Consider the following 22,692-nt stretch of genomic DNA (forward strand, 5'->3'; position numbering starts at 1 on the left):
CCATGGACGTCAGGCAGATCACACCCCGCTATTCCGTCACCCCGCAAATCGCGCCGGAGGATATCCCGCAAATATCCGCCGCAGGGTTCACGGCAATCATCTGCAACCGCCCGGATGTGGAAATTCCCGCTGATATACAGTCCGACGTTATCCGCTTGGCGGCAGAGGACGCGGGGATCGCATTCCACGTCCTCCCACTGACCCACGATTCGATGACCCCCGAGCGGGTTGAGGCGCAGATGACATTGATTGAAGAAGCAGACGGGCCCGTGCTCGCCTACTGCGCATCAGGCACGCGGTGTACGGTCATCTGGGCGCTTGGTCAGGCTGGGAAGCTTTCGGCCGACGAAATCCTCGGAACGGCCTTCCGAGCAGGGTATCAGCTCGAAGCGCTGCGCCCCCGGCTCGAAGGCTGAACCCTCAAAGATCGTCGAAGTTGATCGGAACGACAGCCATGGGCATACCGATTCCGTCATCTCCGCCCCCTGCTGGGGCGCCGCCTGGATCGGGCAGATCATCAAGCGAGAACGGCTCAGGCTCGGGCAATTCGAAATCAAAGTCGGCAACCGCATCCTCTTCGGCAGCAGGTTCAGCTTCTTCCAGACCGGGCAAGTCATCCAGTTCGATCGCCGCCGCTTCCGGTTCCACAGACACGTCAGGAAGCGCCATGGGCGCCGCTGCGAGCGAGGCAGTTTCAACTGCATTGCTGCTCAGATTAGCCAATTCCCCGTTCGAGGGAGCGGGTTCGACCGTTGCAACAGGTTTTGCTCCGGGAACATGACCCAAACGCAGGGCCCGCATTCCGTTCATCTGTCCGAGTCGAACGTGGGAAACAACTGGCTTCACCCCGGCATACAGCGTGACATCCTCCAACGACTCGAGCGGGATAGGAAGAACATCTCCCGGCTTCAATCTTGCGAGTTGTGAGAGAGGCAAAGAGTACCGATGCACGACCGCATGAAGCTGCGTCTCCGCGCCGCCGACCGACTTGGAGACCTTGCGTACCCATTCAGGGTTACGCTTGGCTGGGACTTCCTCGGCATGAAGGGGTGTTTTGGGAAGGGCGAGGATCAGGTTGCCCTGTCGCGTCCCGAGAAACACATCAACCTCAGCGTCGAGCGTGATGTATTCCACCTCAGAAATTGACAGCCCCAGCGCGCGTGTATCGGCCACTTTGGCCCCAAAGCGATAGCCGCTTGGCCAAATCTCATCCGCGTTCTCTAGGAGCAATTCGGCAAAGCGCTTGAGCAGGTCGTTTATGACCGGTTCCGCGATAGCGGCATCTGTGCGGGTTGGCGTGCGGTCAGAAGAGGAACTCGGGACATATCCCAGCGTTTGCATTTCCACGATTGCCGACAGAAGCGGGCGATCAAGCATGATCGCGCCCGCAGCGCCTTCGGGCCCGTCAAGCAACACCAGCAGCGACGAATCGTTCAATCGATCCAACAACGGTTCGAGCTTGAGCACATCCTGCCTGACGGCCGTGATCTTGGCGGGAAGGGAAATCGTCTTGTCGAATCCCTTAGAAAGCGCCAAACGCATCGCCTTTTGGGCAGACATGGCTCGCGCCTCGAATTCACGTCTTCCGACGTCGGCCTTTCGGGCCAGAACAGGGTTCCCCATAAGCTCGCTCATCGACTTTCTGCCTGCGTACCGCGATCCATCCCTGTCAGACTTGGCCCAATTTGGTTACCAACGGATTGACCCGCGAAAGAAACTATGAGGTTGCGGGCCCTGCCCGAAGGGGCAATGTCACCCGAAAGGCCGCGCCCGTCTGCCCGGGAAGGTAGGCAACGGATCCTCCCAGACGCCCCATGATCTCCCGGCAGATTGCAAGGCCAAGCCCTGCGCCACCTGCGGATTGGTCGGAGGTCACGCGGGCAAACTTCTCGAAGATAACGCCGTGCTTGTCCGAGGGTATTCCTGCGCCGTTGTCGATGAAATCCACGGTCAGGGTGCCCCCCGTGCGATGCACCGAAATGCGAAGCTCCGGCCGCGCTGCATCGCAGTATTTACGGGCGTTTGCGATGAGGTTTATGAACACTTGGGAGAGACGGTCAAGGTCCGTGAAGATGGTGATCCCCTCTTGGGTCTTGTCGCGGCGTATCCGTAATTTTCCGCTCGCGGCGGAGGCAGAGGCGATCGCATGATCAAGCGTGACGTCCAGCCGCCCCTCTTGAAGGTTCAGGTTGACCTGACCGTTTTCCAGCACACTCAGATCAAGCAAATCGTCCAGTAGCCGGGTCAGACGCAGAGCTTCTCCGTGAATGACATTGGAGTACCGCGTCTGATCGTCCGGATCGAGCCCGCCGTCGCGCAAGATCTCCGAGAACGCGCGAATCGATGTCATCGGCGTTCGTAATTCGTGAGAGATCTGGGACAGGAAGGCATCTTTCTGTCGGCTAAGCTGTGTCAGTTTTTCGTTCGCAGTGCGAAGCTGCCGCGCGGTGCGGGCGAGTTCGCTGGATTTGGCCTCAAGCTGGCTCGAATATTCCATCATCTGGGCGGTTTCATCCGCAACAGCCAACAGATCCTCAACCGAAACGCTCGCTCGCCCGACGATCTGTGCCACCATGGCATGCGCGGTAGCCGCCCCGACCGACCCCGAAAGTTCCCGCTCCAGCCGTTCGATAAAATCCGGCGTCGTTTCCGGCAGGAACCCCGAGAGACCCTGCCGCCCCGCCTCCGCCTGAAAGATCTGCTGCGCCTCACTCGGTCCGATAATCCGTTGCGCCATCACCAAGAGATCCTCGCTCTCCGCGCCGCCCCGGGACCAACTGCGCGGATTTCCCGAATGCTCGAACACATTCACGAACTGCGCCCCCTGCAACCGCTCCAACGGGGTCGGAAACGTCAGAAGCGAGATCGTGAGGAAGAGCGTAACATTGACCAGCAAGCTCCAGATCATCGCATGAACCAGAGGGTCTATTCCCCCAATCCCAAAGAGCGCTTGTGGCCGCAGCCACCCGATGCCGAAAGGACCGCTCAGCAACAGCGATTGCTCCAGCGCCGTCTGAGCCGCGAGGTTGGGCAGCAGGAGCGTGTAGAGCCAAAGTCCAAAGCCCCCGAGAAGTCCCGCAATTGCACCGGGCCGCGTTGCCCCGCGCCAGAACAATCCCCCGACGAGGGCAGGCAGGAACTGCGACACCCCGACGAAAGAGATAAGCCCGATGGCGGCGAGCGCCGTTCCGCCACCCGACAAACGGAAATAGAGATAGCCTAGAAAGACCACCCCCGCGATCGAGAGCCTCCGTGAGACCAGCACTACGTGCCGCACATCGCCAGAGACCGACGCGCCGGGCCCCTGAAGCCGGAGCCAAATGGGCATCACAACGTGGTTCGACACCATGGTCGAAAGCGCGATAGCCGCAACGATGACCATTGAGGTCGCCGCCGAGAACCCTCCGATAAATGAAAAGAGCGCAAGCCCGTCCCGCCCCTGACTAAGGGGGAGCGTGACAACGAACAGGTCGGGATTGGCACCTTCGGGCATGATCTCCAGCCCGACAACCGCGATGGGCACCACGAAGAGACTCATCAAGATCATGTAGAGGGGGAAGGCCCATGACGCCGTGCGCAGATGCGCTTCGTCAGAATTCTCCACAACGAGGACCTGAAACATGCGCGGCAGACACAGGAATGCGGCCCCCGCCACGAAGGTAAGGCCCATCCAGCGCCCCGGATCCACCTCCCAACGCCCTATGACCGAGGCGTCAATCCGCGCGAGCATCGGGCCGACCCCGCCCGAGAGCCCCCAGGTGACGTAAGCGCCGACGGCAACCAGAGCCATGAGTTTGACAACTGCCTCAACCGCAATTGCGATGACCACGCCGTGGTGACGCTCATTCGCATCCAGATTTCGCGTCCCGAAGAGGATGGTGAAGATCGACAGCCCCGTGGCGACCAAAAGCGCCACCGACCGACTGTCGGGCGCGTTCACCACCTCATCCGCCCCATTCACGACCGACCCGGTGAAAGCAGACACCGCCAGCGTGATCGACTGCAATTGCAGCGCGATATAGGGCGTTGTTCCGATGACGGCGGCCAAGGTGACGATGACGGCCAGCGAATTCGATTTGCCAAAGCGGGAGGAGATAAGGTCTGCGATGGAGGTAATGCGTTGACTTCGCCCAATGCGCACCAATTTGCGCAAAAGCCACCACCATCCGACAAGAACCAAGGTCGGCCCCAGATAGATCGTCAGGTATTCAAGCCCCGACCGCGCCGCGTAGCCCACCGCACCAAAGAATGTCCACGCAGTGCAATAGACTGATAGCGACAGAGTGTAGACCACCGGGGATCGCAGCCACCGCCCTCTCCCGGTCTGGGCGATACGGTCCGCAGCGAAGGCAATGAGAAACAGCAGAACCACATAGCCAAGCGAAACGGCGACGAGTGTATTCAGGATCGTCATGGACCGGGCGGTTCCTTGCGGCGGCGGCGCGGCAAAAACCACGACAGCACTCCGCAAAGCGCCGAAAGGCCCGCCCAGGAGAGGAAAAGAAACACCATTGCCTGCGCGGTTGTTATCTCCGATCCGCCCCAGATGAGCGGAACCGAAAACAGCACCAATCCAAGCGCGGGAACGAGCGACAAGGCGTCATGCAAGCGCCTCTCCCTATAGGTCGTGCGCTCGAGAAAGATCGACCCCTCGCTACTATGCTCTCCAAGATCGGGCGGAAGCATAGCCCCTCAAGCCTCAGCAGCGAGGGTTCGGACCGTTTCCAGAACCTCCGCGTTAGAGAAGGGCTTGGACATGAACCGCGTCGCCCCGAGGCGCTCCGCCATCTCGCGATCCTTGGTCTGCCCGCGCGCGGTCAGCAGCATTACCGGAAGCGATCTGGTCGCGGCATCGCTGCGCAACTCCTCCAGAATGTCATACCCGCTTCTCCCGGGGAGCATCACGTCAAGAATGACCACATCAGGCTTGCGCATGCGCACCACATCGGCCGCATCGACACCGTTGGCATGGGAATGGACCCGCCAACCGTCGCGCGACAGGATGAAGCTTATCGCCTCGATGATGTTCGGTTCATCCTCGATCAGCAAGACCTCCTTACCCATCCACAAATCTCCCCCCGAAATCGGCCGTTTCGACCTTTTTATGACACCAATCTATTCCTTGAATCCCCCCTCCTGTCAAAACTTCATCAGAGCCCCTGACTCAGGATGGAAGGCTCCCGTCGCGCATCGCAGTTGGTCAATGGACATATGCGGCAGCTTATCCCGACCGGTTGGGGTGTGACCTTGTCCCGTCCCGCCGCATGAAACAGCATCGCCGCCTCGAAGCGAGGAACCGTGGCGAAATCCGCGGTGCCGACCTGTCGCGCAACCGCGTAGGTCTCAAAGGGTTGATCCCCGCGGCCGGCCATGACCAACCGTGCACGGATCGGGACCATTGGCCGGGAAAGTGACTGAAACAAAGGCCAGAGGGGGCAAGCCGCCCCAAACCGAGGCAAACCGAACCCGCCAAGTGGCTTACGAATGAGCAAGGTACCGGACGCGTCACAGGTCGCGAGACCTATCTCCGTCCCGACCACCTCCGTGGGAAGCATTGCGAGCCGGCGAAACAGCGGAACCAATTCCACCCTCAGTGCTCCCGCCAAGGCGGCCATGTCGAGCCCAAAGGTCTTGATGGCCTCTTCCACTTGGCCCATTGGCATCGCGGCGGCGTCCCGTGCATATTGGCGGAGGAATCCTATTGCCAATGTCTGGGCCGAGGACGATCCGCTCGCAATTTCCGTCTCGGAGATCCAACTTGCGGGATCATCACCCGGCGAATTCTCTATCCGCTCGAAATGATAGCCGTGCCTGCCAAGGAAGGCATCCAGTTCCTCCTGCGGCGAGGTCATACTCGCGTCGATATCATCCACCCCGTCGAGATACCGCACCAACGCCTTGGACGCGCCGGTCAGCCGCTGACTGTCCTCATTGATGTTTCTCAGGAACCGATCACGCCACTCAGCTTCGATCTCACGGGTTTCCACGAGAATGGAGGCCGTAGACCGAATGGCCGTCACGGTGGTGAGGATATCATGGAGCGAATCCGACAAGAACGGGTCATGTGTCAGACGGTCGGTCAGCGTCTCTACGGTTTGTTCCAGCGAGGCGACACGCCGCGCATGTTCGGACAGCAATGCCGCCCATCCCGGAAATCTCCCGGCGAATTCCTCCGCGCGGTCAAGTTCTGCTGCACCGCCCTCCGCAGAAGCGGCCTCCCGCAGCCCGGCGATAAGCGCGGCCTCGGCTCCCTCGGCCAGTGCGCCGGGGTCGACGTCAAGTGCGCCCGCAATCGCGCTCAGCAATTTCCCGCCGATTCTGCGCCGATTGTGCTCGATCAGATTGAGATAGCTTGGAGAGATTTCGGCCTGATGGGCCAGTTCGGCCTGCTTGATCCCAAGCATCAAGCGACGTGCCCGAATTCTGCTTCCTGTGAGCGTCGACTTGGACATGAAACTTTCTTGAGTTGTTTCAACGGCTTTCTGCGAGCGCGAGTAAAGTATTTTACCGATCAAGCAGATATTTTGTGTATTTTTTTACAAAAAAATTCAAGAGTTAAAAGCGGTTGTTGCCAGATTTTCTTAATCCGCCGCATACTCTGCGTGCACCAAAGTGCCGGCATGGCGAGGGAAGAGGAGCCCAAACCATGGTTGTTATCCAACGGGAGGAATACATGAAAAAGAGCAATCTGACACGCCGAGGCGTGCTGCGTTCCGGCGCGGCGCTCGGCGCCGGACTGGCGATGCCGACCATCTTTACGGCGTCTTCGGTTTCGGCCTTCACCAATGCGCCCGGCGATTCGAGTGTCACGCTGGGCTTCAACGTGCCCCAGACGGGCGCCTATGCCGATGAAGGCGCCGATGAACTGCGTGCCTATGAACTGGCGGTCGAACACCTGAATGGCGGCGGCGACGGCGGCATGATGGGGACTTTCTCGTCGAAAGTTCTGCAAGGCAACGGCATCCTCGGCCGCAAAGTCGAATACGTCACCGGCGACACGCAAACCAACTCTGACGCTGCGCGCGCATCGGCCCGCTCGATGATCGAGAAAGACGGCGCAATCATGATCACCGGCGGCTCGTCCTCGGGCGTCGCCATCGCCGTGCAGGGGCTTTGCCAAGACGCCGGCGTCATCTTCATGGCCGGCCTGACCCACTCCAACGACACGACCGGCAAGGACCGTCGTGCAAACGGGTTCCGGCACTTCTTCAACACCGAAATGTCCGGTCGCGCCCTCGCCCCAATCCTCAAGGCGAACTATGGCACCGATCGCAAGGCCTATCACCTGACAGCCGATTACACTTGGGGCTGGTCGCAGGAGAAATCCATGCGCACCTACACCGAGGACATGGGCTGGGAGACGGTCAACTCCGTGCTGACCCCTGTGGGTGCGGGCGATTTCTCGTCCTACATCACACCGGTTCTGCAATCCGGCGCGGATGTGCTGATCCTGAACCACTACGGCGGGGACATGGTCAACTCCCTGACCCAAGCGGTGCAGTTCGGCCTTCGTGCGGCACAGGTCAATGGCAAGCAGTTCGAGATTGTCGTACCGCTCTTTTCCCGCCTCATGGCGCGCGGCGCGGGCGAAAACATCAAGGGCATCTTCGGCTCCACCAACTGGCACTGGTCGCTGCAGGACGAAGGCTCCAAGGCATTCGTCAAATCCTTCGGAACCAAGTATGGCTTCCCGCCCAGCCAGGCGGCCCATACCTGCTACGTACAGACCCTGCTCTATGCTGATGCGGTCGAGCGGGCACAATCCTTCAACCCCTGCGATGTCGGGGCGGCTCTCGAAGGCTTTGAGTTCGACGGTCTTGGCAATGGCCCGACGCTCTATCGCGCCGAGGATCACCAGTGCTTCAAGGACGTGCTCGTGGTGAAGGGGAAGGAAAACCCGACATCAGAGTTCGACCTGCTGGAGATCGTCGAGGTCACACCGCGCGAAACGGTGACATATCCTATCGATCACCCGGACTTCCAGGGCGGCTCGCTCGGCAGCTGCAACCCCGGCGCCTGACGGCATAACCCCAAAAACCGCCGCGCGCCCCAACCGGCGCGCGGCCCCGGGCGGCAAAGGGCAGGCTCATGGAAGCGATCATTCTTCAAATTTTAAACGGACTCGACAAGGGCTCGGCCTATGCGCTCATCGCTCTTGGCCTAACCCTCATTTTCGGCACGCTCGGCGTGGTCAACTTCGCCCATGGTGCGCTGTTCATGATCGGCGCCTTCTGCGCGGTAACGTTGAGCCGTATCCTGTCACTGTCCCACACGGTCATCGACGAGACCCGGACCGACTTTCTCGGCAATCCCGCCAAGGTCGAAGTGCCATATATCTATGACTTTTTCGGACCGGAATTCGGCGCAACGCTAATCGACTGGGCGGTTCCGCTGTCGATCCTCTTTGCCATTCCCATCATGATCGCGGTCGGCGTCATCATGGAGCGCGGTCTGATCCGACACTTTTACAAACGCCCCCACGCGGATCAGATCCTCGTGACCTTCGGTCTTGCGATCGTGCTTCAAGAAGTCATCAAGGCTTTCTACGGCGCCAACCCGATTCCGACCCCTGCTCCCGATGCCTTTACCGGCTCTTTCGATTTCGGCGCCCTGATCGGCATGGATCCCTATACGGTGATCTATCCCTACTGGCGTCTGCTCTACTTCGTCTTCGCGATGATCATCATCGGCGCGGTCTTTGCCTTCCTGCAATTCACGACCTTCGGCATGGTTGTCCGCGCGGGCATGGCGGACCGAGAGACCGTGGGCCTGCTTGGCATCAACATCGACAAGCGTTTCACCATCATGTTCGGCATTGCCGCCGCCGTGGCAGGATTGGCCGGGGTGATGTACACGCCGATCAACTCGCCCAATTACCATATGGGGATGGATTTCCTCGTGCTCAGTTTCGTGGTGGTCGTGGTGGGCGGCATGGGGTCACTCCCCGGAGCCGTGCTCGCAGGGTTGCTCCTCGGCATCCTGCAAAGCTTTGCCTCCATGAGTGCGATCATCGAGCTTATCCCCGGCATCAACCAGGTGATCATCTACCTCGTCGCCATCGTCATTCTGCTTACCCGTCCGCGTGGCCTCATGGGCCGCAAGGGCGTGATGGAGGACTGAGCCATGCTCGGACTAACCGGAAAAGACTTCACGCTCTTCCTCATCGTCGTGGTGATGGTGGTCTTCGCCCCCATCATCCTCAACCCCTTTCCTGTCGATAGCGCCATGGCGCAGTTCAACGCAGGCTATCCCGACCTGATGCAGCGTTTCCTGATCTTCGGGATCTTTGCGGTTGGCTTCAACATCCTCTTTGGCCTGACCGGCTACCTCTCCTTCGGCCATGCGGCATTTCTCGGGGCGGGTAGTTACGCGGGCGTCTGGATGTTCAAGCTGCTCTCGATGAACGTACTGCCTGCGATACTCGTCGCAATGGTCGTGGCGGGGCTTTTCTCTGTGGTGATCGGCTATGTGTCGCTGCGGCGCTCGGGGATCTACTTCTCGATCCTCACACTTGCCTTTGCACAGATGTCCTATGCTTTGGCGTATTCGGTGCTGACCCCCATCACAAACGGGGAAACGGGACTGCAGCTTTCGCTCAACGATCCCCGCGTCCTCGATGGTGCGGCAAGTGCCGATGGCTCGCTTCCTGTTCCGACATTCTTTGGGTTGGAAATGCGCGACAGCTGGGACGTAACGCTGGGCGGCTGGGCCTTCACCTTCAACGCCGGGTATTATCTCTGCGCGATCTTCATGCTGGTTGCCTTCTATGTCGCGATCCGCATCTTCCGCTCGCCTTTCGGCATGATGCTCCGCGCGATCAAGTCCAACCAGCAGCGGATGAACTATACCGGGTTGAACACGCGCCCCTACACCCTTGCGGCCTTCGTCATCTCCGGCATGTTCGCGGGTCTCGCGGGTGGTCTGATGGTCTCCATGGATCCACTTGCGGGCGCGGAGCGCATGCAATGGACCCGGTCCGGCGAGGTTGTTCTGATGACGATCCTTGGCGGTGCGGGCACCTTGATCGGTCCGGTTCTTGGCGCGGGCTTCATCAAGTACTTTGAAAACATCTTTTCCAAGATCAACGACAATGTCCTGCACGGTTGGTTCGCCTTCCTTCCCGACGGGCTGGAAAACGCCATCGTCTGGATCTTGCACCCCTTCGTCGGCAAGGGCTGGCACCTGACCCTCGGGTTGCTTTTCATGCTCGTCGTTATCTTCCTGCCCGGTGGGCTCGTCGAAGCGGGTCAGCGGATAGGGCGCCTCTTCAGCCGCAAGAAAAAACCGGCTGATGCAGCCCAAAAGTCGACCCAGTCGACACCTGCGGAATAGGAGCGCGACAATGGGTATTCTCGAAGTCAAGAACGTCAACAAGCGCTTCGGCGGCCTGCAGGCGCTCGGTGATGTGAACCTCAGCGTGGTGGAAAACTCCTGCCACGCGATCATCGGGCCAAACGGGGCGGGCAAATCCACATTGCTGAATTGCCTCGTGGGGAAGCTCATCCCAGACACGGGCTCGGTCATGTTTGATGGACAATCCGTGCTGGGACGGACGCCCTACCAGATCAATCAGATGGGCATTTCCCGCGTGTTTCAGACACCGGAGATCTTTGGCGATCTTACCGTCATAGAGAACATGATGATCCCCTGCTTTGCCAAGCGGGACGGATCGTTCCGGATGCACGCCTATGCGCGGTCCAATCAGGAGCGTGACGTGATCGAAAAGGCGGAGATCATGCTGGAGGACGTGAACATGCTCGACAAGCGGGACATGCATGCGGCCTCCATGTCACGGGGGGACAAGCGGCGATTGGAAATCGCCATGTGTCTGGTTCAGGAACCGCGGCTGCTGCTTTTGGATGAGCCGACCGCCGGCATGGCGCGGGCCGATACCAACAATACGATCGACCTGCTCAAGCGGATCAAGGACGAGCGCAACATCACCATCGCGATCATCGAGCATGACATGCATGTGGTGTTCTCCCTCGCGGAGCGTATCACCGTTCTCGCCCAAGGGACCCCACTGGTCGAAGACACGCCCGCCAATATCAAAGGCCATCCCAAGGTGCGCGAAGCGTATCTCGGCGAGACGGCATAAGGAGACGCGCAGATGAACGTCAAACCGGACTTCTCCAAGGGCCACAATCTGGCTGAAACGTCCCCCGCCTTTCTCTCCGTCTGGAACATGGAGAGCTATTACGGCGAGAGCTACATCGTACAGAACATCTCCTTCAACCTGCACGAAGGTGAGATTCTCGCCCTGCTCGGCCGCAACGGGGCCGGCAAGACCTCCACGCTCCGCTCCATTGCGCGGATGGATAGCCCGCAAGTCACCCATGGGGAAATCTGGCTCGACCACCAGCCGCTCCACAAGATGAAAAGCCATGAGGCCGCCGCTGCCGGGATCGGACTGGTTCCGGAGGATCGACGGATCATTCCCGGCCTCACGGTCGAGGAAAACCTGCAACTCGCCCAGATCGCTCCGCCGGTCGGCTGGTCGCTCGAACGGCTCTATGAGTTGTTCCCGCGCCTCGGCGAGCGGCGCAAGCAAGAGGGTGTGACCCTGTCGGGCGGGGAGCAACAGATGCTCGCCATCGCCCGCGCCCTTGCGCGCGACATCAAGGTTCTGCTGCTCGACGAGCCTTACGAAGGCTTGGCGCCCGTCATCGTGGACGAAATCGAAAAAACGCTGCGGATCATCAAGGAGCAGGGAATCACAACTGTTCTGGTGGAACAAAACGCCCTGCGCGCCCTTGAACTGGCGGATCGCTCCGTCATCCTTGATACGGGCAGCATCGTGTTTGACGGGGCCGCTTCCGAAGTGCTTCAGAATGACGATCTGCGTTCTGAATATCTGGCCATCTAAAGGTTTTCCGGCACCCATTGCATGCCGATGCAACCGGGGCCTAGAGTGTCCCGGAGGAAGAGATTTGGGAGGCTCACCATGACCAAAACCAAGACCTACGCCCCGTCGGAGGACTTTGTTGCCAAGGCGCATATCGACGCCGCCAAGTATGAAGAGATGTACGCGGCCTCCGTCGAAAACCCCGAGGCATTCTGGACCGAACACGCCAAGCGGATCGACTGGATCGAGCCCTTCAAGACGGTCAAGAACGTCAGCTTTGCCCACCCGGACGTGTCGATCAAATGGTTCGAGGAAGGCCAGTTGAACGTATCGGTCAACTGTATCGACCGCCACCTTGAAACCCGCGGCGATCAGACGGCAATCATCTGGGAGCCGGATAATCCGGACGACGAGGCGCTGCATATCACCTATCGTGAACTCCACGAGAAGGTATGCCGCATGGCGAACGTGCTGCTCAGTCAGGGCATCATGCGCGGGGACCGGGTGGTGATCTATCTGCCGATGATCCCCGAGGCGGCCTATGCGATGCTGGCCTGTGCACGGATCGGCGCGATCCACTCCATCGTTTTCGCGGGCTTCTCCCCCGATGCGCTGGCCAACCGGATCAACGACAGTGGGGCCAAGGCCGTCATCACCGCCGATACCGCACCCCGCGGCGGAAAGCGAACGGCGCTGAAATCCAACACCGATGCCGCGCTGCTCCACTGTTCGGACAAGGTGCGCTGTCTTGTAGTCAAGCACACCGGCGATCAGACGACCTGGATCGACGATCGCGATGTCGACGTGAAGGCAATGATGCAGCAGGTCGGGCCCGACTGTCCGCCCCGCCCCATGGGGGCCGAAGACCCGCTCTTCGTGCTCTATACTTCCGGCTCCACGGGCAAACCCAAAGGCGTGGTCCACAGCTCCGGCGGCTATCTTGTCTGGGCGGCCATGACGCATGAATACGTCTTCGACTATCATGAGGGTGACATTTACTGGTGCGCGGCCGATGTGGGCTGGGTCACCGGGCACAGCTATATCGTCTATGGTCCGCTGGCGAACGGTGCCACCACGCTCATGTTTGAGGGCGTGCCGACCTATCCCGACGCCTCGCGCTTCTGGCAGACCATCGAAAAGCACAAGGTGAACCAGTTCTACACCGCGCCCACGGCCCTTCGTGCGCTGATGGGCCAAGGCAACGACTTCGTCACAAAGTCTGATCTGTCATCTCTCAAGGTGCTGGGCACCGTGGGTGAGCCGATCAACCCCGAAGCGTGGAACTGGTACAACGATATCGTCGGCAAGGGGAATTGCCCCATCGTCGATACGTGGTGGCAGACGGAAACCGGTGGGCACCTGCTGACCCCGCTGCCCGGTGCGATCGCGACCAAGCCCGGATCGGCCACCCTGCCCTTCTTCGGGGTGCAGCCCGTGATCCTCGACCCGCAAACCGGCGAGGAAATCACCACGAACCCGGCCGAAGGCGTGCTGTGCATGAAAGACAGCTGGCCGGGACAGATGCGCACCGTCTACGGCGATCACGAGCGTTTCGTGAAAACCTACTTCTCCGACTACAAAGGCTATTACTTCTCCGGCGATGGGTGTCGCCGCGATGAGGACGGGTACTATTGGATCACGGGCCGGGTGGACGATGTCATCAACGTCTCTGGGCACCGCATGGGCACGGCGGAGGTCGAATCCGCGCTCGTGGCTCATGCCAAGGTCTCCGAGGCGGCGGTCGTCGGGTATCCGCACGAGGTCAAGGGACAGGGCATCTATTGCTACGTGACGCTCATGAACGGACAGGAACCATCGGAGGACTTGCGCAAGGAGTTGCGCGACTGGGTCCGCAAGGAAATCGGGCCCATCGCCTCGCCCGACCTGATCCAGTGGGCACCGGGCCTGCCCAAAACCCGCTCGGGCAAGATCATGCGCCGCATCCTGCGCAAGATCGCCGAGAATGACTATGGCGCCTTGGGCGATACTTCGACCTTGGCGGAACCGGCGGTGGTCGACGACTTGATCGAAAACCGGATGAACCGAAGCTGAAGCGAACGGGCCGGGAGTGATCCCGGCCCGTTTTTCAGAACTCGAATGGCGCGACCACGCGCCGTTCCCCCAACAGGAACGCGTCGGCGACGAGGGCCAAGGGCCGCAAGTCCATCTCAGAGCGCCCCTCCCGCACCAACATCGCCATTTGCGAATAAAGCTGCGGGTATTCCCCATCGTTTGCCGCGCCGTCGACCTGCGCCACCTCTTTGCCATCGATATGAAGCGATGCACCGCCCTCCGAGAGGCGGATTGCGCCGTCCTCGGTTTCGACCTCGATGGTCCAAAGCTCCTCACCTTCCTGCCGCCAGTCGAACTCGGCGCTGATCTGAGCGCCGCCTGTATGGTGAAACGCCAGCCGCGCGGCGATCGGGGCCTGCCGGTTCTCCGGCACCAACAGTTCGGCAGAGCGCAGATGAACCGGATCTGGCAGGATCTCCGTCAGGATCGAGAGTCCGTTGATGCCGGGATCAAAGACCCCGAGCCCCCCCGCCTCGAAGACCCAGTCCTGTCCGGGATGCCACCGGCGCACATCCTCTTTCCAGATCACGGTCACATGGCGCAAGGCGCGTTCGGCCAGCCACGCCTTGGCCGCAGCGACCTGCGCCGCCTGCCGCGAATGCCACGTGGCATAGATCGACACCCCGGCCGCCGCCGCCATATCCCGCAGGATATGGCATTCGGAAAGCGTTGCCCCCGGCGGCTTTTCCAGCATGACATGCCGACCCGCGCGGATCACCTCCGCCGCATAGTCAAACCGGGGTTTTGGCGGCATGCAGAGCGAGACGACCTCAACCTCCGGGTGCGCTTCGAACATCTCCGCGAGCGAGGTGAAGCTGGGAACCCCCTCTACCGAGCCGCTCCGCGATACCGTTGCCCCGAGATCCCAATCCGACGACCCCGCGATGGCGGGCACATGCTGATCCCGCGCGATCTTCCCGATGCCTGCGAGTGCGATTTTCATCAGTGCGAGTCCTTGCCCACGGGGCTTCCGCGACAGCCCTTCAGAAAGTCGAGATCGGCACCGGTATCGGCCCCCTGCACATGGGTCTGGTGCAGCCATTCATAACCGGAGGACGCGCGCGGATGTGAAGGTGTCCACTCCGCGAGGCGCGCCGCAAGTTCCTCCTCGGTAACTTCAAGATGAAGCCGCCGGTTGGGCACGTCGAGTTCGATCATGTCACCATCTCGGACCACCGCCAGAGGCCCGCCCGCCGCCGCTTCGGGGGCGGTATGAAGCACCACGGTGCCATAGGCCGTGCCCGACATGCGCGCGTCGGAAATCCGCACCATATCGGTGATCCCCTTGCGCAGCACCTTGGGCGGCAATCCCATATTGCCAACCTCCGCCATGCCCGGGTAGCCCTTGGGCCCGCAGTTCTTGAGCACCATCACGCAAGTCTCGTCGATATCGAGCGCCTCATCGTTGATCCGCGCCTTGTAGTCGTCGATATCCTCAAAGACGACCGCCCGGCCGCGATGGGTCAACAGATGCGCGCTCGCCGCCGAGGGCTTGAGCACCGCCCCGCCCGGCGCAAGATTGCCCCGCAGCACCGCGATACCGCCCGATTGCGTCAACGCCTTCTCCACCGGCAGGATCACATCGTCATTGTCGTTGCGCGCCGCCGCGACCTCATCCCAGATCGGCCCGCCTGATACGGTCAAAGCATCGCGGTGCAGCAATCCGCCCTCCCCCAGCCGCTTCAACACGGCGGGAAGCCCCCCCGCATAGAAGAACTCCTCCATCAGGTATTTCCCCGACGGCATGAGATTGACGATGGTCGGCACATCGCGCCCGCAGCGATCCCAGTCCTCCAGCGTCAGATCGATCCCGACCCGCCCCGCGATGGCCAGCAGGTGGATCACCGCGTTGGTGGAACCGCCGATCGCCGCGTTGGTGCGAATGGCGTTCTCGAAGGCCTGCTTGGTCAACACGTCAGAGGGTTTGAGATCGTCCTTCACCATCTGCACGATCCGCCGCCCGGTGAGTTGCGCCATGACCCGGCGCCGACTGTCCACAGCCGGAATCGCAGCGTTCCCAGAGAGCGCCATGCCCAGCGCTTCGGCCATCGACGCCATGGTCGAGGCCGTGCCCATCGTGTTGCAGGTGCCCGTGGAGCGGGACATCGATGCCTCCGCCTCCAGAAACTCTTCCTGCGTCATTTCACCGGCCTTCACCGCCTCGGAAAACTTCCACAGATGCGTGCCGGATCCGACCCGCTCCCCCCGGAAATAGCCGTTGAGCATCGGTCCGCCGCTCACCACGATGGAGGGGATATCGGTGGAGGCCGCCCCCATCATGAGCGATGGCGTGGTCTTGTCACAGCCAACCAGCAGCACGGCCCCGTCGATGGGCTGGCCCCGCATGGCCTCTTCCACGGCCAGCGCCGCAATGTTGCGATACATCATCGCCGTGGGGCGATAGGTGTTTTCCGATGCCGAAAAGACCGGCACTTCGACCGGGAAACCGCCCGCTTCCCAGACGCCCGCCTTCACCTTTTCCGCAAGCTCCCGCAGATGCCCGTTGCACGGGGTCAGGTCCGACCAGGTGTTGAGGATGCCGATGATCGGGCGCCCGTCGAACAGATCGTCGGGATAGCCTTGGTTCTTCATCCATCCGCGGTGATAGATCGTGTCGCGGCTGGTGCCGCCATACCATTCCTGCGAACGCAGACGGCGGGGCCAAGCGGCGGGTTCAAATGGCATGGGGGACCTCCTCAGGGTGCTTTGGATCGAAGTGCTATCGCGGCTTTGCATACCTGTAAAATCGGATTATGGCTCATCATCATAACAAAGTTGGTATGCCTGATGGATGACCTCCTGCGCCGCCTCAAGCCCTCGCACCTCGCCCTGCTCGAACGCATCGCGGAGACGGGCAAGCTCCAGACAGCCGCCGCGCTTTCGGGCATGTCGCAACCGGCGGCCTCGCGGATCCTGCACGATATGGAAGCGGGCCTCGACGTGGCGCTTTTTGAGCGGGGCCCCAAGGGCATGGTCCCGACCGCCGCAGGGACAGTGGTGGCCCGCCATGCCGGCTTGATCCGCCAAGGGTATGAGGGGCTGGGCGATGAGATCGCCGCGCTGCGCGCCGGGCGGACCGGATCGGTGCGGGCAGGCGCGGTCACTGGCCCCGCCGTCGCGCTGCTTGTTCCCGCGATCCAGACGGTACGCCAAAGCGCGCCACAGCTTGATGTCTCCATCGACGTTGCCCCCTCGGCGGAGCTTCTGCGAGGGCTGGAGGAACGGCGCTTTGACTTTGTCATTGCGCGCCTGCCTCCCGAGCAGGACAGCGCCCCATATCATCTGCGCCCCGCCCGGCCGGAGATCATCTCGCTGCTTGTGAGGCGGGCGCACCCGTTGGCCGGGCTGGGGCCGCAACCCCTTTCACGTCTCGCGGACCATGACTGGATCATGCAAGAGCGCGGCTCTCCCGTCCGGCAGGCGGTCGAGGCGGCCTTTCTCGCCGGGGCGACCGCAGCGCCCGGTCGGGTGACCAACTCCTCCTCCCTGCTCGTCATGCTCGCGATGCTTCAGACATCGGATGCCATCGCGCCGGTAACCGACGAAGTGGCACAGCTTCTGCGCGGGCCGGGCCATGCGACACTCCCCTTCGAACCTGCGATCCACGTCTCGCCCTGTTATCTCATCACCCTGCGGTCCGCTCCGGCGTCCAGCGCCGCACAGCGCGTCATCGCGGAGGTCACCCGGCGGCTCGGTGCTTGAACTCCGCCCCCCGATTGACCAGCATGGCGCGACGACGAAAAGGATCAGGGCTGCATGGCCGAACGCTTCAATATCGTGGTGGTGGGTCAGGCCGGGCGCCTGCAATACGAGGCGGGCCTCTTTGCCGCCTCGCTCCGCGCCAAAAGCCCCCGGTTCGACGGCCGGCTCATCATCGCCGAGCCACAGCCCGGCGCGAAGTGGAACGGCGATCCGCGGATCAACGACCCCGCACTGCGCGACATGCTGCACGATCTTGGCGCCGAGATCCTGCCCTTTGAGAGCCGTGATTTCGGTGCGGACTATCCCGAAGGCAACAAGATCGACCTGCTGCATGCCCTCCCGGAGGCAGAGCCCTTTGTCTTTTTCGACAGCGACACGCTCATCCTCGATGAGATCATGGAGGTGCCGTTCGACTTCGACCGCCCCTCGGCCTCTCGCCGGGTAGAAGGGACTTGGCCCAAGATCGAGATTTACGGGCCGGGCTATACCGAGACGTGGAAATCGCTCTACGACCGTTTCGGGATCGATTTTGCCAGCTCCCTCGATCCGTCTCAGCCCGACGAGCACTGGGCGCGCTATCTCTACTTCAACGCCGGCGTTTTCTACCATCGCTGCCCCCGGATCTTTGGCGAGCGCTTCGCCCATATCGCCCGAAGCATTCGCGACGACCCCCCCGAAGCACTCGTCTGCCAATCGCTCTTTCCGTGGCTCGATCAGATTGCGCTGCCGATTGTGATCCATGCGCTTGGCGGCGCGCGGGATGCCCTGCCCGACGGGCTGATCGACGGGCGCGTCTCTTGCCACTACCGCCTTTTGCCGCTGCTCTATGCGCGTGAGAGGACCGCCGTGGTCGACACGCTCGAAGAGATCGCCGCGCCCAACCGGATCAAGAAGGTGCTGAAGGCCCATGAGCCGATCAAGCGGATGGTCTATCAGGGGCGCGGCGCCAAGGTCCGCGCGCTTTTCGATCAGGAGGACCTGCCCCGCAAGGAACAGGCCATCCGCAATCGCATCAAGCGCGAAGGGTTCTGGATGCGCTGATCACGCGGCGTTGAGATAGCGCGAATAGACCCAGCCATCGAGTTCCGCCTCACCGGCATCGTTCACCACCGTGACGAACCACCACCGCCCATGCGCCTCGTTGAAGGCCACCCGCGTTCCGGGGGCAAGCGCGCGGTCCTGTACCAGCGGGTTTTCCTTGCCGGGGCCAGAGCGGATCGCAAGCCCGCCCGGCGTATCCTCCCTCACGGTCCAGAACTGATCGCCGTCATCCTCGCGCCCCGACACGATCCCCCGAAAGGTTTCCATATCGAAAGCGGGGCCAGGATCGGTCTTGCGTCCGGGGGAGATGTCATCGTGGCCGACGATCTCTTCCATCCCGTAATGCGACATCAGCAACAGCGAGACATCGATGAGGCTGCGCATCTGCGCCTGTGGGTAAAGCTCCCATCCGCACTCCATGACATTCCCGAGACTTCCGCCGAACCACACCGGCCCGTTGCGGTGCCGCGCCTCCATCACGTCATCGGCCCCGACCGTCACACCCAGCGGGTTCTTCCACGTGCCCGACGCCGTGCGCACGCAGGCCCCGGCATTGGCAAGCTCGATCCCGATGGAATGGCTGTTGAGCCCGCTCACGGTCTGGCCATCCCGGCTGCGCCACGCGCTGCGCCCAGCGTGCCACGCCCGCTTGGACAGCGGCACCGACTGGATCACCGTGCCATCGCGTTCGATCGTCAGATGCGCGGAGGCCTTGGCGGCGGGATTGGTGAACCAGCGCGCCGAACTGCGCCCCGAACTGCCCGCCGTGTAATGCACCACGAGGAACCTCGGCTTGCGGGCAAAACCGCCCGAGGCGTTGGGCGACGGCAGGTACTCGATCCGCTGCCCGCCGTCATAGAGAAAGTCTCCGTCCGAAAGCGTTCTGATGGAATACATGTCATGCCCCCCTAGGCCATTTGCTTTACCTAGGGTAACACAGGCAGCATTCCGCCGAATACGGCGGAATTCCTGACCTTCGCCAACGCGGCTTAGTCGAGCGTGGTCGCCCCGAGACCATAGACGATCTGGACCTCGGCCGTCATCGACAACTCTCCCGCCGCCACGGCCATATCCCCCATCCGGGCGGAAGCCATCTCCATCATCTGCGGTTGCGGCATGCGCCCGTCCATTTCGGAAATCTCGCGGATCTCGCTCAGCTCCACCCCGGCGGCCTGAGCATAAAGATGTGCCCGCGCCCGCGCATCGCTGATGGCAAGCCTGCGCGCCTCGTCCATGAGGGGGCGCGGATCCTGCAATCCAAAGGTCAGCCCCTCGAATTCATTCGCGCCATCCTCCAGCAAGGATTGCAGCACGCCGCCGACCTCCTCGATATCCCGCAGCCGGACCATCAGCCGGTTGGAGGCGTGAAACCCAATGATCGCTGGGCTTGCGGCCTCATCCATGCCGTCGGTCCGCGCATAGATCGGGCGCAGCGACAGATCGCTGGTCTGGATGTCGTGGGCCGCAACGCCGCGTTCCTCCAGCCGCTCGATGAGCGCCGCACTGCCGCGATTGACCGCATTCATGGCGGTTTCCGCTGTCTCGGCGCGCTCGCTCACACCGACCCGGATGGTCGCCATGTCGGGCGCGGCGGTCACTTCGCCCTGCCCGGTGACGGTCATCACGGGCCCGGCCTCCTGCGCCGCCGCAGCGGACCAGAGCCCCCCGGCAAACGCGAGTGCGAGGACGGCGGGGCGAAACGGGTTGATGCGGGTCATCGTCATTCTCCGAATGAATTGCTTTGCACCAACATGTGCCGATCCGGGGGCAAGGCCAAGGGCCAAGCCCCGTGTTTTCCTTTCCCTCGGCGGGAAGCTGCGATAAGTTCGAAAGGCCCTTGGCCGGATCATTCCGGCGCGTCACAGCATGTAAGTCGCCAGCCCATGAATTTGCTCCATGCCGCGCCTCCCCACCCGGATTTCTCGCTGATCCTGTCCTTTGAGAGGATCACGGTCACCCAGCGCGGGACCGATAGCTGGATGCCCCTCGGGGAGGCCCCCGTCGACGACAACGTCACCGCCGCGCTGACCGCGCTGGTGGAGCAATCGGGTCGCCCCGCGCCCTATCGTGCGCTGCTTCTGCTGCCGCCCGAACAGATCCGCTTCATGACCGTTCCGGGCCATCTTGATCGGGATGCCGTGCTCGGGGCGCTGGACGGCGCGACCCCCTATGCGGTGGCCGATCTTGTCGTAGATTTCGAACATGTGGATGGCCACACCCGCATCGCCGCCGTCGCGGCTGAGACCCTGACCGAGGTTGAGGATTTCGCCCGCAATGCCGGGTTCGAGCCTGTGGCCTTTACCGGCGTGCCCGGAGACGGCGGATTTGCCAAAGGCGCAGACTTCGGCGCGCCTCCGGGCGTAGACCCCGCGCCAGCGGAGCCGCTGCCCGCCTTTACCACATCGCGCGACATCCCCCCCCGGCACAGCGAAGAGACGATCCGCCCGCTTGCCGCCACGGGCCGCATCGCATCCCTCGCCCCGGCGGGCGATCCCCCCGATCCCGCCCCGTCCGAAGAAAAGAGCGCCGCAACCACCGCGCGCGACGACCCATCGCCCCTCGCCGCGGTCGAAAGCCTGATGCACAGGCCCGCTCCCACCGACAAGACGCCACCCGCCGCGCCCCCCAAGTCTGCCCCAAAACCCGCGCAGAAACCCGCCCCGGCCCAAAAGGCCGAGCCGTCGCCCAAGATCGGTGCCCGTCCGGAGCCGCAACCGCGCAAGTCCGGCGGCCTGCGGTATGCGGGCATGGCGCTCGCCGCGCTGGCCGTCGTCGGGCTGGGTGCCTGGGCCGCGCTCGATACGGATCCGGAGCCGGCGCCGGAGGCCGCGCTGCAAACCACCGAAGCCGACGCCACCCCGCTCCAGTCGGATACGCCCGCCGCAGAGACTGAAGCCGAAGTCGAAACGGCAAGCAGCGACGCCGTGGAACCAGAGGCGCCCGCCGCGCAGGATATGCCGCTCGCCACCGCCCCGCTCATCGAATCCGAGGAGGCCGGTGCCTTTTCTCCTGACGCCATCGACCCGCAGGTCGCCTTGCTCCCGGACCCCGCCACGGAACAGGCCCCGCCGAGCATCCCGACCCCGGCAGAGGGCGCCTTGCTCTATGACCACACCGGCATCCTGCAAGCCGCGCCGACCCCGCCCGCCCCACCGCCGGGCGAGACTCTCGATGCGCTCTACAGCCCGTCCATCGATGCACCCTCCCCGGCCAATGACGCCGTCGCCCTCCCCTCGACGGACACTTTCGCAACCGACCTTCCGCCCGGAACGCTGGCAAGCCCGGCCCCCGCCGGCACGGCCTTTGATCTTGGGCCCGATGGGCGTGTGCAGCCGACGGTGGAGGGGGCGCTGACGCCCGAAGGGGTGACCGTCTATCTCGGTCCCCCGCCAATAGTTCCGCCGGAAACGCCCGACCGCTCGGATCAAAGCCGCCTGCAGGAAGCCACCGACGAGGCCGTGCGCACCGCCGCCCTGAGCGGGCGCGTGCCCCTGCCGCGCCCCGACGGTCTGGTCGAAGCCAATGAGCGGACGCGGTTCGGCGGGCGCAGCGTCAGTGAGCTGTCCTCCATCCCTCCGCTCGTACGCCCCGAGGGAACCAAGGCCGCCGCCGAGATCGACACGACCCCGACCGCGCAGGCGGTGGCCGTCTCCCGCCTTCCGCGCAACCGGCCCGCCGATCTCGCCGCGCAAGCCCAAGCCAAGGCCCCCGCCGCCCCTGCTCCAGCAGCAGCCGCCGTCGCGGCCCCGGCCCCGGCTCCTGCTGCCGTGTCCCCGCGCATCCCGAGCGCCGCCTCGGTCGCCCGCGCCGCCACCACGACCAACGTGATCAACATGCGCGACGTCAATCTCATCGGCATCTTCGGCAGCGCCTCCAACCGCCGCGCCCTGATCCGCCTGTCCAACGGCCGCCTGCAAAAGGTGACCGTGGGCGATGAGCTTGACGGCGGGCGCGTGGCGGCGATCGGCGACGGAGAGGTGCGCTATGTCAAACGCGGGCGAAACCATGTCTTGCGAATGCCCAGCGGCTAG

The 22,692-nt window shown here is 62.6% G+C and carries 19 protein-coding genes; 10 read left to right on the forward strand and 9 right to left on the reverse strand.

The genetic code is table 11. The features are described 5' to 3' along the window. The first annotated feature begins 2 nt into the window (after positions 1–2). Positions 3–416, forward strand: coding sequence for a protein tyrosine phosphatase family protein (locus BM234_RS09790; protein WP_092063968.1), 414 nt, complete (start codon positions 3–5; stop codon positions 414–416). Positions 417–420: 4 nt separating this feature from the next. Here the strand turns inward: BM234_RS09790 and BM234_RS09795 are convergent, their stop codons facing one another. The 5 genes from BM234_RS09795 to BM234_RS09815 all read right to left on the reverse strand — a co-directional run bounded on the left by BM234_RS09795 (position 421) and on the right by BM234_RS09815 (position 6,452). Next, positions 421–1,635, reverse strand: coding sequence for a FliM/FliN family flagellar motor switch protein (locus BM234_RS09795; protein ID WP_092063971.1), 1,215 nt, complete (start codon positions 1,633–1,635; stop codon positions 421–423). Between the two features lie 82 nt (positions 1,636–1,717). Further along, positions 1,718–4,414 carry an ATP-binding protein gene (locus BM234_RS09800; RefSeq protein WP_092063974.1) on the reverse strand — a complete coding sequence of 899 codons (2,697 nt, stop codon included), beginning with the start codon at positions 4,412–4,414 and terminating at the stop codon, positions 1,718–1,720. After that, entirely contained in the window at positions 4,411–4,608 is a 198-nt protein-coding gene (locus BM234_RS09805) for a hypothetical protein (RefSeq protein ID WP_139226793.1), read from the reverse strand. The genes BM234_RS09800 and BM234_RS09805 overlap by 4 nt, the downstream gene beginning before the upstream one ends. 84 nt (positions 4,609–4,692) lie before the next feature. Beyond that, positions 4,693–5,064 carry a response regulator transcription factor gene (locus BM234_RS09810; protein ID WP_092063980.1) on the reverse strand — a complete coding sequence of 124 codons (372 nt, stop codon included), beginning with the start codon at positions 5,062–5,064 and terminating at the stop codon, positions 4,693–4,695. Between the two features lie 86 nt (positions 5,065–5,150). Beyond that, positions 5,151–6,452 (reverse strand): XRE family transcriptional regulator, encoded by a 1,302-nt coding sequence (locus BM234_RS09815; RefSeq protein WP_092063982.1) that lies wholly within the window; start codon positions 6,450–6,452, stop codon positions 5,151–5,153. A gap of 221 nt (positions 6,453–6,673) precedes the next feature. On the opposite strand from BM234_RS09815, the gene BM234_RS09820 reads away from it, so the two are divergent. The 6 genes from BM234_RS09820 to acs all read left to right on the forward strand — a co-directional run bounded on the left by BM234_RS09820 (position 6,674) and on the right by acs (position 13,897). Continuing rightward, complete coding sequence (locus BM234_RS09820; protein ID WP_092065151.1) at positions 6,674–8,020, forward strand: substrate-binding protein; 1,347 nt, start codon at positions 6,674–6,676, stop codon at positions 8,018–8,020. A 68-nt stretch (positions 8,021–8,088) separates the two neighbouring features. Beyond that, positions 8,089–9,120: a branched-chain amino acid ABC transporter permease gene (locus tag BM234_RS09825; protein WP_092063984.1), complete on the forward strand. Its 1,032-nt coding sequence runs from the start codon at positions 8,089–8,091 to the stop codon at positions 9,118–9,120. A gap of 3 nt (positions 9,121–9,123) precedes the next feature. Continuing rightward, the gene (locus tag BM234_RS09830; RefSeq protein ID WP_092063986.1) at positions 9,124–10,332 is read left to right on the forward strand and encodes a branched-chain amino acid ABC transporter permease; all 1,209 of its coding nucleotides are present in this window, start codon (positions 9,124–9,126) and stop codon (positions 10,330–10,332) included. 10 nt (positions 10,333–10,342) lie between these two features. Then, positions 10,343–11,098, forward strand: a complete 756-nt coding sequence (locus BM234_RS09835; RefSeq protein WP_092063988.1) for an ABC transporter ATP-binding protein — start codon at positions 10,343–10,345, stop codon at positions 11,096–11,098. A gap of 12 nt (positions 11,099–11,110) precedes the next feature. Then, a complete protein-coding gene (locus tag BM234_RS09840) occupies positions 11,111–11,866 on the forward strand; it encodes an ABC transporter ATP-binding protein (RefSeq protein WP_092063990.1) in 756 nt (251 codons plus the stop codon). Between the two features lie 78 nt (positions 11,867–11,944). Further along, positions 11,945–13,897, forward strand: coding sequence for an acetate--CoA ligase (gene acs, locus BM234_RS09845; RefSeq protein WP_092063993.1), 1,953 nt, complete (start codon positions 11,945–11,947; stop codon positions 13,895–13,897). A gap of 34 nt (positions 13,898–13,931) precedes the next feature. On the opposite strand, the gene BM234_RS09850 is transcribed toward acs, so the two are convergent. Together BM234_RS09850 and araD are read right to left on the reverse strand one after the other, a co-directional pair. After that, the gene (locus BM234_RS09850) at positions 13,932–14,861 is read right to left on the reverse strand and encodes a Gfo/Idh/MocA family protein (protein ID WP_092063996.1); all 930 of its coding nucleotides are present in this window, start codon (positions 14,859–14,861) and stop codon (positions 13,932–13,934) included. Beyond that, positions 14,861–16,603 carry an L-arabinonate dehydratase gene (gene araD, locus BM234_RS09855; RefSeq protein ID WP_092063998.1) on the reverse strand — a complete coding sequence of 581 codons (1,743 nt, stop codon included), beginning with the start codon at positions 16,601–16,603 and terminating at the stop codon, positions 14,861–14,863. Before araD ends, BM234_RS09850 begins: the two co-directional genes overlap by 1 nt. Before the next feature lie 102 nt (positions 16,604–16,705). Here araD and BM234_RS09860 point away from each other — a divergent pair, with 102 nt between their 5' ends. Then, positions 16,706–17,620 carry a LysR family transcriptional regulator gene (locus BM234_RS09860; RefSeq protein ID WP_092064001.1) on the forward strand — a complete coding sequence of 305 codons (915 nt, stop codon included), beginning with the start codon at positions 16,706–16,708 and terminating at the stop codon, positions 17,618–17,620. A 54-nt stretch (positions 17,621–17,674) separates the two neighbouring features. Next, positions 17,675–18,661, forward strand: coding sequence for a hypothetical protein (locus BM234_RS09865; protein WP_092064004.1), 987 nt, complete (start codon positions 17,675–17,677; stop codon positions 18,659–18,661). On the opposite strand, the gene BM234_RS09870 is transcribed toward BM234_RS09865, so the two are convergent. After that, positions 18,662–19,558, reverse strand: a complete 897-nt coding sequence (locus BM234_RS09870; protein ID WP_092064007.1) for an N-acetylmuramoyl-L-alanine amidase — start codon at positions 19,556–19,558, stop codon at positions 18,662–18,664. Between the two features lie 92 nt (positions 19,559–19,650). Continuing rightward, positions 19,651–20,379, reverse strand: coding sequence for an SIMPL domain-containing protein (locus BM234_RS09875; RefSeq protein ID WP_175501245.1), 729 nt, complete (start codon positions 20,377–20,379; stop codon positions 19,651–19,653). 165 nt (positions 20,380–20,544) lie between these two features. On the opposite strand from BM234_RS09875, the gene BM234_RS09880 reads away from it, so the two are divergent. Further along, a complete protein-coding gene (locus BM234_RS09880; RefSeq protein WP_092064013.1) occupies positions 20,545–22,692 on the forward strand; it encodes a hypothetical protein in 2,148 nt (715 codons plus the stop codon).

It is taken from the genome of Poseidonocella pacifica (assembly GCF_900111875.1).
Lineage (GTDB): Bacteria > Pseudomonadota > Alphaproteobacteria > Rhodobacterales > Rhodobacteraceae > Poseidonocella > Poseidonocella pacifica.

Coding starts and splice junctions, on each gene's coding strand:
- araD (WP_092063998.1), bottom strand. CDS start 16,603: ATGCCATTTGAACCCGCCGCTTGGCCCCGCCGTCTGCGTTCGCAGGAA.
- BM234_RS09870 (WP_092064007.1), bottom strand. CDS start 19,558: ATGTATTCCATCAGAACGCTTTCGGACGGAGACTTTCTCTATGACGGC.
- BM234_RS09835 (WP_092063988.1), top strand. CDS start 10,343: ATGGGTATTCTCGAAGTCAAGAACGTCAACAAGCGCTTCGGCGGCCTG.
- BM234_RS09850 (WP_092063996.1), bottom strand. CDS start 14,861: ATGAAAATCGCACTCGCAGGCATCGGGAAGATCGCGCGGGATCAGCAT.
- BM234_RS09865 (WP_092064004.1), top strand. CDS start 17,675: ATGGCCGAACGCTTCAATATCGTGGTGGTGGGTCAGGCCGGGCGCCTG.
- BM234_RS09810 (WP_092063980.1), bottom strand. CDS start 5,064: ATGGGTAAGGAGGTCTTGCTGATCGAGGATGAACCGAACATCATCGAG.
- acs (WP_092063993.1), top strand. CDS start 11,945: ATGACCAAAACCAAGACCTACGCCCCGTCGGAGGACTTTGTTGCCAAG.
- BM234_RS09790 (WP_092063968.1), top strand. CDS start 3: ATGGACGTCAGGCAGATCACACCCCGCTATTCCGTCACCCCGCAAATC.
- BM234_RS09800 (WP_092063974.1), bottom strand. CDS start 4,414: ATGACGATCCTGAATACACTCGTCGCCGTTTCGCTTGGCTATGTGGTT.
- BM234_RS09880 (WP_092064013.1), top strand. CDS start 20,545: ATGAATTTGCTCCATGCCGCGCCTCCCCACCCGGATTTCTCGCTGATC.
- BM234_RS09820 (WP_092065151.1), top strand. CDS start 6,674: ATGAAAAAGAGCAATCTGACACGCCGAGGCGTGCTGCGTTCCGGCGCG.
- BM234_RS09825 (WP_092063984.1), top strand. CDS start 8,089: ATGGAAGCGATCATTCTTCAAATTTTAAACGGACTCGACAAGGGCTCG.
- BM234_RS09815 (WP_092063982.1), bottom strand. CDS start 6,452: ATGTCCAAGTCGACGCTCACAGGAAGCAGAATTCGGGCACGTCGCTTG.
- BM234_RS09860 (WP_092064001.1), top strand. CDS start 16,706: ATGGATGACCTCCTGCGCCGCCTCAAGCCCTCGCACCTCGCCCTGCTC.
- BM234_RS09840 (WP_092063990.1), top strand. CDS start 11,111: ATGAACGTCAAACCGGACTTCTCCAAGGGCCACAATCTGGCTGAAACG.
- BM234_RS09795 (WP_092063971.1), bottom strand. CDS start 1,635: ATGAGCGAGCTTATGGGGAACCCTGTTCTGGCCCGAAAGGCCGACGTC.
- BM234_RS09830 (WP_092063986.1), top strand. CDS start 9,124: ATGCTCGGACTAACCGGAAAAGACTTCACGCTCTTCCTCATCGTCGTG.
- BM234_RS09875 (WP_175501245.1), bottom strand. CDS start 20,379: ATGACCCGCATCAACCCGTTTCGCCCCGCCGTCCTCGCACTCGCGTTT.